At 53.4% G+C, this 11,439-nt stretch carries 10 protein-coding genes and 1 pseudogene; 7 read left to right on the top strand and 4 right to left on the bottom strand.

What is annotated here, in order from left to right; all coding sequences use genetic code 11:
- Nucleotides 1-3: 3 nt before the first annotated feature.
- Together A3OI_RS0107660 and glnA are read right to left on the bottom strand one after the other, a co-directional pair.
- Nucleotides 4-525 (bottom strand): DUF4124 domain-containing protein, encoded by a 522-nt coding sequence (locus A3OI_RS0107660; RefSeq protein WP_018403709.1) that lies wholly within the window; start codon nucleotides 523-525, stop codon nucleotides 4-6.
- Nucleotides 526-819: 294 nt separating this feature from the next.
- Nucleotides 820-2,223, bottom strand: coding sequence for a glutamate--ammonia ligase (glnA, locus tag A3OI_RS0107655; RefSeq protein WP_018403708.1), 1,404 nt, complete (start codon nucleotides 2,221-2,223; stop codon nucleotides 820-822).
- A 522-nt stretch (nucleotides 2,224-2,745) separates the two neighbouring features.
- Between glnA and typA the strand changes: the two genes are divergently transcribed.
- From typA to A3OI_RS0107630, 5 genes and pseudogenes are all read left to right on the top strand, one after another.
- On the top strand, nucleotides 2,746-4,557 hold the full coding sequence (typA, locus tag A3OI_RS0107650; RefSeq protein WP_018403707.1) for a translational GTPase TypA: 1,812 nt from the start codon (nucleotides 2,746-2,748) through the stop codon (nucleotides 4,555-4,557).
- Nucleotides 4,558-4,692: 135 nt separating this feature from the next.
- A complete protein-coding gene (gene pip / locus A3OI_RS0107645; RefSeq protein ID WP_018403706.1) occupies nucleotides 4,693-5,652 on the top strand; it encodes a prolyl aminopeptidase in 960 nt (319 codons plus the stop codon).
- A 127-nt stretch (nucleotides 5,653-5,779) separates the two neighbouring features.
- Nucleotides 5,780-6,019: pseudogene (locus A3OI_RS19590) on the top strand (D-aminoacyl-tRNA deacylase); the annotation flags it as partial.
- A gap of 376 nt (nucleotides 6,020-6,395) precedes the next feature.
- Nucleotides 6,396-7,535 (top strand): porin, encoded by a 1,140-nt coding sequence (locus A3OI_RS19585; protein ID WP_081622896.1) that lies wholly within the window; start codon nucleotides 6,396-6,398, stop codon nucleotides 7,533-7,535.
- A gap of 345 nt (nucleotides 7,536-7,880) precedes the next feature.
- On the top strand, nucleotides 7,881-8,180 hold the full coding sequence (locus tag A3OI_RS0107630) for a CYTH domain-containing protein (protein WP_018403703.1): 300 nt from the start codon (nucleotides 7,881-7,883) through the stop codon (nucleotides 8,178-8,180).
- Here A3OI_RS0107630 and A3OI_RS0107625 read toward each other — a convergent pair.
- Nucleotides 8,172-9,506 carry an ATP-binding protein gene (locus A3OI_RS0107625; protein WP_018403702.1) on the bottom strand — a complete coding sequence of 445 codons (1,335 nt, stop codon included), beginning with the start codon at nucleotides 9,504-9,506 and terminating at the stop codon, nucleotides 8,172-8,174. The two genes, A3OI_RS0107630 and A3OI_RS0107625, sit on opposite strands and share 9 nt — an antisense overlap.
- Complete coding sequence (locus A3OI_RS0107620) at nucleotides 9,493-10,158, bottom strand: response regulator transcription factor (RefSeq protein ID WP_018403701.1); 666 nt, start codon at nucleotides 10,156-10,158, stop codon at nucleotides 9,493-9,495. Before A3OI_RS0107620 ends, A3OI_RS0107625 begins: the two co-directional genes overlap by 14 nt.
- Nucleotides 10,159-10,365: 207 nt before the next feature.
- On the opposite strand from A3OI_RS0107620, the gene A3OI_RS0107615 reads away from it, so the two are divergent.
- Nucleotides 10,366-10,929, top strand: a complete 564-nt coding sequence (locus A3OI_RS0107615) for a cupredoxin domain-containing protein (RefSeq protein WP_018403700.1) — start codon at nucleotides 10,366-10,368, stop codon at nucleotides 10,927-10,929.
- An 88-nt stretch (nucleotides 10,930-11,017) separates the two neighbouring features.
- Nucleotides 11,018-11,439: multicopper oxidase domain-containing protein (locus tag A3OI_RS19580; RefSeq protein ID WP_040474970.1), on the top strand; the 422-nt coding region annotated here is incomplete at its 3' end.

The raw sequence follows: 11,439 nt of genomic DNA, 5'->3' as shown, positions 1-11,439 counted from the left end.
CGCTCAGTTCAGGCGGGAAGGGCGGTGGATGGTGAAGGTAATGCCAGTGCCCGAGCCAACCTGAATACCACTGCGGTTCACGATGTTGACGCCGGCCTGATGGGTGCCACGGTCAATCTGCTGCACCAAAATGGTGCCTGACGTGCTTTGGCCAACGGGCTGGCTGTCCAGGGTGACTTCGTACTTGTGCCCATCGCGCAGTTGCGGGCTGCTGATTACGCTGAACTCTACGTCGCCATTGCCGCTGTTAAACGCCTCGTTATTTCGCGGGTAAACAAACCTCACCAGCTCATAAAGAGGGCTTGGCGGCTGTTCCTGCTGCGGTTGCTCAAGCTGTTCCAAATCCTGCATTTTCGGCAGCGTAATGGTGGTTACCGGCCTTACCTGTATGGCTTCGGCACCCGAAGAGGGCTGGTCAGAAAAGGTCACATTGCCTTGAGCGTCTACCTGGCGATACACCTCGGCCTGCGCCGCTCCGTTGATCAATAACAGGGTTGCAGCAGCAAGTATAATAGCCGGTTTCATACGCTTTCCTCGATACCGTAGTTGAGCTTGATTATCAGCGCCCGGGCGCTTAATTTCAACGCCGCTCGATGGCCATGCAGACATAAAAAATCGCAGACACAAAAAAACCGGAGGGGCTGGTGGGCAGCCGCTCCGGTTTTTTTGTGGTGTTGCCAAGGGGGGGCTTTGTGCGGGGACAGATTTGAAATCTGTCCCCGGCCTGTCCCCAGTTTGGGGTTGTGGGGACAGATTTCAAATCTGTCCCCGATTTGTCCCCGGTCTGTCCCCGGTCTGTCCCCGGTCTGTCCCTGGTCCTTAGCAGGAGTAGTAAAGTTCGAATTCAACCGGGTGAGTGGTCATGTTCATACGCTCTACGTCGGCACGCTTAAGGTCAATGTAAGCGCGAATCATATCTTCAGTGAATACACCGCCGCGGGTCAGAAACTCGTGGTCGGCTTCCAGGCACTGCAGCGCTTCCTGCAGGGTCTCGGCCACTTTCGGGATGTTCAGCGCTTCTTCTTTTGGCAGATCGTAAAGATCTTTGTCCATGGCGTCGCCAGGATGAATTTTGTTCTGGATGCCGTCCAGGCCAGCCATCATCAGCGCTGAAAATGCCAGGTAAGGGTTAGCCGCCGGGTCTGGGAAGCGCACTTCAACGCGGCGCGCCTTCGGGCTGTTCACGTAGGGAATCCGGATAGAAGCCGAGCGGTTGCGAGCAGAATAGGCCAGCATCACCGGGGCTTCGTAATGCGGCACCAAGCGCTTGTAGCTGTTGGTGGCGGGGTTGGTGAACGCATTGATCGCTTTGGCGTGCTTGATGATGCCGCCAACGTAATGCAGTGCCATCTCGCTCAGGCCCGCATAGCTGTCGCCGGCAAACAGGTTCTTGCCATCTTTGCTCAACGACATGTGCACGTGCATGCCCGAGCCGTTATCACCCACAACGGGCTTGGGCATAAAGGTCGCGGTTTTGCCGTAGGCATGGGCCACGTTGTGCACACAGTATTTCAAAATCTGCACTTCATCGGCTTTTCGGGTCAGGGTAGCCGGGCCAACACCAATTTCACACTGGCCAGCGGTGCCCACTTCGTGGTGGTGCACTTCAATGACCAGGCCCATAGACGCCATAGCGCCGCACATGGCACCGCGCAAATCGTGCAGGCTGTCTACCGGAGGCACCGGGAAGTAGCCGCCTTTTACCCGTGGGCGATGGCCAGTGTTATTGCCATCAAAATCGTTGCCGGACGACCAGGCGGCCTCTTCGGAGTGAATTTCGTACATAGAGCCCTGCATATCGGTCTTCCATTTGACCGAATCAAACACAAAAAACTCGGGCTCAGGGCCAAACAAAGCGCTGTCTGCAATGCCGGTAGACTTCAGATATTCCTCGGTCCGGCGTGCGACTGAACGAGGGTCGCGCTCGTAGCCTTGCATGGTGGTGGGTTCCACAATGTCGCAGCTGATGTTAACGGTGGATTCTTCGGTGAAGGGGTCAACCACGGCGCTGCTGTCATCCGGCATCAGAATCATGTCGGATTCGTTAATGCCTTTCCAGCCAGCAATCGAAGAACCATCGAACATTTTGCCGTCGATGAAAAAGTCTTCAGACGCTTCGGTGGCCGGCATGGTGACGTGGTGTTCTTTGCCATGGGTATCGGTAAAGCGCAAGTCGATCCACTTCGCATCGTGCTGGGTGATCAGATCAATGGTTTTGGACATCTGCATGCTCCGTTGGGGGATATGAAAGCCAATCTAATTCAGGATTTGCGCAGCTTAGCAAATGCCTGTGTGAGTTACCTGCCTTTTAGGCCGCCGCTATTTGCCTTGTCACGGGCTCTGTTTCGGCCTTTGCACAATGCCAAGCAAACAGCTTGCCAGTTTCAATGTGGCTAGGCTGATGGGCCTGAACCCTACACAATGGCGGGTTGGCGCGCAGAGTGTAAGCGCTACCCAGTGCCTGTAAATGGGCGCCCTTGCATCATATTGGTGCGGCTTTCGGTTTTTCGCCCAACATTGGTGCGCAAACTGTTTAAGAAATAAACATTCACGCGCATATTATCGAAACCGACTTTTCGCTATAATGCGCGACCCTCATTGCTCTGGCGATTACCTTGTGCCGGAGCCTGGCCACGCCCAGTGCCAGCGAATGGGTTCATTTTATAGATTTGAGACGGCCCGGGTGAGGCCCAGCCTTCTTAACGCCCTCTCAGGTCATTGTAAGCATGCCGCAGGACTAAAGTTGTGATTGAGAAGCTTCGTAATATCGCCATTATTGCCCACGTTGACCATGGTAAAACCACGCTGGTCGACAAACTGCTGCGCCTTTCTGGCACCCTGGACCGTAAAGAGCTCGAAAGCGAGCGCGTTATGGATTCCAACGATCAGGAAAAAGAACGTGGCATCACCATTCTGGCCAAAAACACCGCGCTGAAATGGAACGGCTACGACATTAACATCGTAGACACCCCGGGGCACGCCGATTTTGGCGGCGAAGTGGAACGTGTAATGAGCATGGTCGATTGCGTGCTGCTGGTGGTAGATTCCATCGACGGCCCCATGCCGCAAACCCGCTTTGTAACCCAGAAAGCCTTTGCTGCGGGTTTGCGTCCGATTGTCATCGTCAACAAAATTGACCGCCCGGGCGCCCGCCCGGACTGGGTTGTAGAGCAGGTATTTGACCTGTTTGACAGTCTGGGCGCTACCGATGAGCAGCTGGATTTCCCGATTGTTTACGCCAGTGCGCTTAACGGTTTTTCCGGTTTGGAGCATGAAAACCTGGTCGACAACATGGATCCGGTATTCCAGGCCATCGTTGACCACGTACCAGCGCCTTCAGTGGATAGGGAAGGCCCCTTCCAGATGCAGATCTCGCAGCTGGACTACAGCAGCTTTCTGGGCGTTATCGGCATTGGCCGAATTGCCCGCGGCAAGATAAAAACCAACACACCGGTGATTGCCATCGGCGCCGACGGCAAAAAGCGTCAGGGCCGTATTCTGAAAATCATGGGCCACTCCGGCCTGCATCGGGTTGAAGTGAACGAAGCCCAGGCTGGCGATATTATCTGTATCAGCGGTTTGGACCAGATTCACATCTCCGACACTCTGTGCGACATCAATAATGTAGAGGCCTTGCCGCCGCTGACGGTTGACGAGCCCACCGTATCCATGACGTTCCAGGTCAACGATTCGCCCTTCTGCGGTAGAGAAGGCAAGTTCGTGACCAGCCGTAACATCAAAGACCGCCTTGAAAAAGAGCTGCTGTACAACGTAGCGCTGCGGGTTGAAGACGGCGACACCATGGACAAGTTCAAGGTCTCTGGCCGTGGCGAGCTGCACCTGTCGGTGTTGATTGAAAACATGCGTCGGGAAAACTTCGAGCTGGCCGTAGGCCGCCCGGAAGTGGTCATCAAGGTAGTGGATGGCGTAAAGCACGAGCCCTATGAAAATGTCATCATTGACATTGAAGAGCAGCACCAAGGCCCTTTGATGGAGCAGTTTGGATTGCGCAGGGGCGAGCTCACCAACATGGTTCCCGATGGTAAAGGCCGCATGCGCCTGGAATACACCATTCCGGCCCGTGGCTTGATTGGCTTCCGTAACGGCTTCCTGACCATGACATCCGGTACCGGTATTCTGACCTCAACCTTCAGCCATTACGGCCCGGTCAAGGCCGGTGATGTGACCAGTCGCCAGAACGGCGTATTGGTTTCCATGGCCACAGGCACAGCGCTGACGTATTCGCTGGAAACCCTGCAAAGCCGCGGCAAGCTGTTCCTTGACCCGGGCCAGGCCATTTATGAAGGCCAGTTGTGTGGTACTCACAGCCGCGACAACGATCTGGTGATTAACCCGACCAAGGGTAAGAAGCTGGATAACATGCGCGCGTCTGGCAAAGACGAAGTGATTCCTTTGGTTCCGCCCATCAAGCACACCCTGGAGCAGGCGTTGGAGTTTATTGACGACGACGAGCTGGTGGAAGTAACGCCCAAGTCGATCCGTTTGCGCAAGAAGCACCTGACCGAAAACGATCGTAAGCGCGCCGGCAAGAAGTAACACTGGCAGCGTAGAAAAAAACCGGCCGCTGGAAACAGCGGCCGGTTTTTTTGGCGTGCCGTTCATCAATCGTGCCCCCGCTGTGCGGTAACTTCGCTACACTACCGTTATCATTCCTATGACTGTGGAGCCGCCATGCGCACCTTGTTCCCCGATATAAAGCCCTACGCCACACACCGGCTGGCGGTTGAAGAGCCCCATCAACTTTACGTTGAAGAAAGTGGTAACCCTGAGGGCATACCGGTGCTGTTTATACACGGCGGCCCCGGTGCAGGTTGCGAGGATTACCACCGGCGTTTTTTTGATGCCGAACGGTTCCGCATTATTCTGATGGACCAGCGCGGCGCAGGGCGCTCAACGCCGCTGGCGGAGCTTGCCAGCAACAGTACCGACCGTTTGATAGCGGATATAGAAACCCTGCGTGAGTTTTTGGGTATTGACCAGTGGCTGCTGTTCGGTGGCAGCTGGGGCTCCACCTTAAGCCTGGTGTACGCGCAGGCCCATCCGCAGCGGGTAACGGGCATGGTGTTGCGGGGCATTTTCCTGTGCCGGCCCGAAGATATTCACTGGTTCTACCAAAACGGCGCCAGCCGGGTGTTCCCTGACTACTGGGAAGATTACCTGGCGCAGATTCCAGAACACGAGCGTGGCGATATGGTGTCGGCCTACTACAAGCGCCTGACCAGTCGCAATGAGCTGGAACAGATTCAGGCCGCAAAGGCCTGGTCTATTTGGGAAGGGCGCTGCGCCACCTTGCACCCCAATCCAGACGTGGTCGAACACTTTGGCCACCCCCACGTGGCGATCGCCTTGGCACGTATCGAATGTCACTACTTTATGAATCAGTCGTTTCTTGAACCCGATCAAATCGTGCGCGATGCCCACAAACTGGCAAACATCCCTGCGGTCATTGTGCATGGCCGCTACGACATGGTATGCCCGCTAGACAACGCGCTGGCTCTTAGCCGCGCCTGGCCACAAGCGGATTTGCAGATTATTCGCGATGCCGGCCACAGCGCGTCAGAGCCCGCTATTGTAGACGCCCTAATGCGTGCGGTGGAAAACCTAGCCACAAAAGTTGAGCGGGCGAGCTGACAAGAAAACCCACAAAAAAATGACAAAGTCAGGTACCGGCCCCCGTGGGGTTGCCATCCTGAGCCAGCATGGATAAACTCTTGCCGGTTGGTAATAAACGGTCGACTCCCACCTACGGGGATTTCGAATGAAAGCACTGCTCCAGCGTGTGACAGAAGCCAAGGTCACTGTCGACGGCAATACCATCGCGAGTATTGGCCGCGGTGTTCTATTGTTGCTGGGAATTGAGCAGTCTGACACGCCGCAGCAGGCAAAAGACCTGTGCCGACGAACTGTCAATTACCGTATTTTTCCCGATCAGCAAGGCCGCATGAATCTGAGTCTGAAAAGTCTTGGTGGCAGCCTGCTGGTTGTTCCCCAGTTTACAAACGATGGCCCTGTCACATTTTTACTGCAGTCGAAGGCGGCATAAATAGCCGAAAAATTGTGAAGATTGAGTTTTTGATTATTAAATATGCAAAGAAATCGCTAAAAAAGCCGATAAATGCACATTAAGAATTTGCAAAATATTGGTTGGTGCATTAAAAAGGGCATGTAATGCGAAGCATGAAAAACGTTCGCTAACTCATTGAGAGTCAAACCGGACAATAAGCAATATGTAGAGAGTTACAACGTCAGTCAGTGTGTGTCACGAAAGTGACGTAGAGTTTATGAATGATTTAGTCCACTCAAGCTGACAAGCGGTACCGAAAATCGGGATTCATCTCGACGTTAAAACCTGAGTTAACTCAAAAAAGGAAAAAATGATGAAAAAGAACCCTATTACGTTAGGTTTACTTTCAGCTGTGTTCGCTCTGCCAGCAATAGGCGCAAATGTTGAAGGCACTTCTGGTGACAAGGCGTCCGAGTTGGCCGCGAGGCTGGATATCATGCCGGATGTGTACGGTAACGTACAGATGATTTATCGAAACCGGGATCATGAGGGTTTTGGAGGTAGCGATAGCCAGTTGACAGATTTTAGTTATTCGACGTTGGGCATCCAGAATTCCCACGAAATTATGCCGGGTGTCGAAGCATTCGGGCGGCTGGAACTAGAGGGTTTTTCCCCCACGGAAGGTCAGTACGGTGACGCAAAGGCAAATGAAGGAATAGAAGTTGACGAAGCATACATTGGCCTCCGTGGTAACTTTGGTGAAGTCTGGATCGGTTCCGACGACTCCCAGTATGAAGTGTTGATTGGCGACTATGGCGACTGGTATTACGAGATTGGACAGGCGAACTTGTTCGCAAACTTTCTCACCGGCGAAGATGATCTGATTCAGTATATATCGCCGAATTTCAGTGGCCTGACTCTGCACGCAGTGGTCCAGGTTGACGGTCAGGCCGAGCGGGCAGATGGAAACTCAAAGTATCCATTCCAGCTGGGCGCCAAATATGTCATGGGAGACCTGACCTTTGCCGTGGCGATGGATTCCAATGACGCGGCCGCGAGCAATGAGAACACCTACGGCGCCCGGGTGGATTGGGTGGTGAACGATAACCTGTCCTTTAACACCTTTTACTCGGGCCAAAAGGGTGACCAAAATCTCGCACTTGGCTATGAGACCGGGCAAACGGCTGCAGAATACGATCCCGTGGATTCCTTCGAGTCATTTTTCACCGTTGCAGATGAAACCGGCCTGGGTGAGCAGTTGGTCGGCGTTATGGGTATCTACACGCTCGGCGCTAACCGGTTTACGCTCTCCTATGAAATGGAAGAGGATGATGTCAAGGGCGCGGATGGCGCCAAACGAAAGTCAGATGCCGTGACGATTCAGGCTATGCACAATGTGTCGGACAGCATGTACGTCTACGTAGAAGGTCTGCGTCGTACTGACGAGGAAGGCAGCACTTATGATTCTGACTACAACGAGCTGAGTTTGGGCGGTGTCTACCTGTTCTGATGCGAAGCTGCTGATTAGCATGTTGTTGTTTTGATAATAGCCAGCCCACCGGTTTTCGGTGAGGCTGGTTTTTTTTGCCCGGAGAAGCCTGACTTCACTCCTTCTGGAGGGTGAGAGGTTCAAGGTGGGGAGGTGGCAGATGATGCCGTCAGCGTAAGTGCTAAAAATCCTTAATTGCCAGAATGATTGTCCTTGATATCGTCTTTCCGTGAGGATGACCAAGCCGGACGGGGGTGAACACATGCTGACGTCGTTGGTGGGCAGAAGGTTGCTCTGATAGAGATTGAAAATTATTTTTTTCAGATTAACATGCTATGAAATCATTGACTCAATAACTGACATGTTATGGCGGAAGAACTGGAAATCAAACTGACTGACACTGCCTGGCTGGGGCCGGTGTTCGAGACCAACTTTGAACGTCGGGTTTTTGTGCTCAATGATGGCCAGGCGGTCATCGAATGTGCCCTGGACCGGGGCTCCATTATTGCCAGAGAACACCGGCAGCCCCTGAATGAGGTGGAATTTGAGCTCAAGTCTGGTGACCCCTCCCGGTTAACGGTGTGGGCAACGACCCTCCTTCCTCTACCCGGTTACGCCAAAGTGCTGCGATTATTATCTGAATTCAGGAGAAAAGCATCAAATTGAGATTTCGATCAGTACTTTCAAGCCTCCTTTTGACCCATTTGAAAAACAGGTCTCACCTCCATACCGAGCGACTATTTCGCGAACGATAGCAAGACCAAGCCCATGCCCTGGAGTTTGTTCATCGAGACGTCGCCCTCTCTGACCCAAGTGCACCTGATCACTTTCTGATACCCCAGACCCATCATCTGTGACGACAATCTGCGCTAAACCACTACGCTGCTCTAAAGAGAGTTCAACGCATCCTTTAGACCATTTGCCGGCATTATCGAGCAAATTTCCCAATATTTCGTTCAGATCATGCTCCTCAATCGGCCAGCGAAATTCCTCGGTGAGTGAGGTGGACAGTTCGAACGACTTTTCGGGGTAAAGCCGGCCCAGCATCCACAAAAGATCCCGGGCTTGCTTTACGGGGTAAGCACTTTTACCAACCTGGGGCCCGGCAAACCGACTGCGCCGCATCTCCGCCTCTAATTGCCTGTCAATATCGCTCAGGCGTGATCCCATCTCATGCCTTAGGCTTTCATCCAGCGGCCGGCTGGTATCCTCAAGAACCTGTCTAACGGCCGCAATGGGCGTTTTAACGCTGTGAGACAGGTTCGCCAGCGCTTCCCGGGAGCGCTCAAGCCGTTGATCCAGGGAATCGAGGAGTTGATTGAGCTGTTGCACCAATGGTTGAAACTCTTCCGGGGCGTCTGCGTCGATCCGCGATATTTCGCCGCTCTGTAGTCGTTTGAGAGCGGCCTGAAGCGAGACAACGGGCCGCATTGACAGGTTAATGCCAAACCAGATGACTCCCACCAGCAAAAAGATCAGCAAGATCGATACGATTGCCGTCCACGCATGCAGTTCTGCCTGGCTGTTTTGCAGCGCTCCCATGTCTTCTGAAACGATGACCGTAATAGGGGTGTCTTTTACAAAAAATGATTTTTGATAGGCGAGAATGTCGGAAGGCAAGTCGGGTACTTTCGCATTGTGTACCTCGATACCTTGCTGTTCGCCAGACTGCAGCAACGGGCCTAGCAGTGGGTGCCACGATTGCGGAGAGATGACCGTTTGAGACGGGGACTGGATAGCAAAGGCATGGTGAAATACCTCCTCAAAATAGTCACCGGTCTGAAGCATGTCTATTTGGCCTTCGGCTTGGCGAATGTGGTGTTCCAGGAAGACCACTTCGTCTTTCAGACGGCTTTCGACAAACTCCCGGGACATCCTTTCCAGAAGCAGCCCGTGTACAAGCCATGCGATAGCCATCAGGCCAACGCCGGCTGGTAACAGCAGGAGCAGAAGCGCACCTTTTACAGAAACCGGCTTTTTAAACAGCGTCATTGAATACGTACCCCTGACCGCGACGCGTTGCGATGGTCTCTGCGCCCACTAATTTTCGCAGGCGCCGGATATACGCTTCGATGACGTTTTCATTGGGGCTCTCATTAAGATTGTAGAGCTGCTCCATGAGTTGTTCTTTGGAAAAAATGTGCCCGGGGTGACTCATCAGACACCTGAGCAGCCGGAACTCGGTGCCGGTCAAACTGTGTTCTGTACCGTCGTCGATTTTCAGGCATTGCCGGTTTTCGTCAAGCTCAAAATGTCCCACTTTTACTGAGGAGAGAACGCGCCCTTCGCTGCGGCGCACGATGGCATTCAGCCTGGCAATCAGTTCCTCAGCCTGAAAGGGTTTGGCGAGATAATCGTCCGCGCCGGCTTTCAGGCCGCTGACTTTGTCTTGCCAGTCGCCTCGCGCCGTTAGAATTAAAACCGCAAAGTTTGCGTTATCCCGGCGCCATTTTCGTAACACGTCCAAACCATTCCCGTCGGGCAGTCCGAGATCCAACACCGCTGCCCGGTAGTCTTCCTGCACGCCCAAAAGCATCGCTTCTTTGGCCGTGCCGGTGACATCGACACTGAAGCCGGCCTTCTCAAGTTGGCTGGCAAGCCCGTCGGCCAACAAACGGTCATCCTCTACAAGCAGTAATCTCATCTGTTGTTCCTTTCCTTAGGCCAAACCGGCTGATGCAGTGTCCGCTAGTAACCTGAATTCAGCCTGAACGAAAAATATTTCAGCATTTTCAGAAAGAATTCAGGTTGATGAGCGATGGTATCAAGTGTTTTAGCCGAATGCTCACGTTGCCGGATAAACCCAGTGGGTTTTGAACGCACGCCATGACATATCACAGGAGAAAGTTTGATGAGCGTATCAAAGTTCGTAGTCGCAGCATTAGCCATGTCAGTTTCAGCAGCCGCTTTTGCGGGTGGTGCTCACGGAGACGGGCACGGTCAGGGCGCCAAGAGTGGTGAAGCGGGGAAGGCGTCCGAGGCAAGCCGGACGATTACCGTAGAAATGTACGATAATTATTATGAGCCGGAATCGATCGCTGTTGAGCCGGGGGAAACCGTGCGGTTTGTCGTGGAGAACAAGGGTAGTCTGGTGCATGAGTTCAATATCGGTACGCCGGCCACGCATGAAGGCCATCAGAAAGAAATGATGAAGATGGTCGAGCATGGTGTTATTCAAGGCGGCAAACTCAACCGAGAGATGATGAGCATGGACATGGGTGACGGCCAGTCCATGAAGCATGATGATCCCAACAGCATTCTGCTTGAGCCGGGTAAGAGCGAAGAATTGGTGTGGAAGTTCAGTGACAAAGCCGACATCGAGTTCGCCTGCAATGTTCCCGGACATTACCAATCCGGAATGTATGGAGAGGTGATTTTCGAAGGCCCTGTGGACAGCAAGGCTGATACCCAGTAACCATTGAGCAAGAATCACTTCGTGATGGCCAGCCAAGTTGCTTCGGTTGGCCAGAGCCCGTTTTTATCTGCATTAATCGGAGTTTTATATGAAAGCAAGCCGTCTAGTGTTGGCGTTAGGCCTGTTGCTGCCGGTCGTGGGTTTGGCTGGCGAGTACAATCTGAGCGTTGACCGGGTACAAATTGATACCGGTGACTTCGTCAAAGAAGGCATTGGTTACAACGGTGCCTCTCCGGGGCCGGTTATGCGCTTCAAGGAAGGCGAAGAGGTCTCGATTAACGTGACCAACAACCTGAATGAAATGACGTCCATTCACTGGCATGGCATGATCCTGCCTTTTACTCAGGACGGCGTGCCCGGTATCAGCTTTCCGGGTATCGAGCCCGGAGAGACCTTCACCTATAAGTTTCCCATCACTCAGTCGGGCACCTTCTGGTATCACAGTCACGCTGGTTTTCAGGAGCCCGATGGCGCCTACGGTGCCATTGTGATTGAACCCGAAGGCCGCGA

It is taken from the genome of Marinobacter gelidimuriae, from assembly GCF_000372805.1.
GTDB lineage: Bacteria > Pseudomonadota > Gammaproteobacteria > Pseudomonadales > Oleiphilaceae > Marinobacter > Marinobacter gelidimuriae.
This window is presented reverse-complemented; position numbering and strand designations above follow the sequence as displayed.

What these genes read in the sequence shown, in the direction of transcription:
- A3OI_RS0107630 (WP_018403703.1), top strand. Translation starts at nt 7,881, where the DNA reads ATGGCGGAAGAACTGGAAATCAAACTGACTGACACTGCCTGGCTGGGG.
- pip (WP_018403706.1), top strand. Translation starts at nt 4,693, where the DNA reads ATGCGCACCTTGTTCCCCGATATAAAGCCCTACGCCACACACCGGCTG.
- glnA (WP_018403708.1), bottom strand. Translation starts at nt 2,223, where the DNA reads ATGTCCAAAACCATTGATCTGATCACCCAGCACGATGCGAAGTGGATC.
- A3OI_RS0107625 (WP_018403702.1), bottom strand. Translation starts at nt 9,506, where the DNA reads ATGACGCTGTTTAAAAAGCCGGTTTCTGTAAAAGGTGCGCTTCTGCTC.
- A3OI_RS19585 (WP_081622896.1), top strand. Translation starts at nt 6,396, where the DNA reads ATGATGAAAAAGAACCCTATTACGTTAGGTTTACTTTCAGCTGTGTTC.
- A3OI_RS0107620 (WP_018403701.1), bottom strand. Translation starts at nt 10,158, where the DNA reads ATGAGATTACTGCTTGTAGAGGATGACCGTTTGTTGGCCGACGGGCTT.
- A3OI_RS0107660 (WP_018403709.1), bottom strand. Translation starts at nt 525, where the DNA reads ATGAAACCGGCTATTATACTTGCTGCTGCAACCCTGTTATTGATCAAC.
- A3OI_RS0107615 (WP_018403700.1), top strand. Translation starts at nt 10,366, where the DNA reads ATGAGCGTATCAAAGTTCGTAGTCGCAGCATTAGCCATGTCAGTTTCA.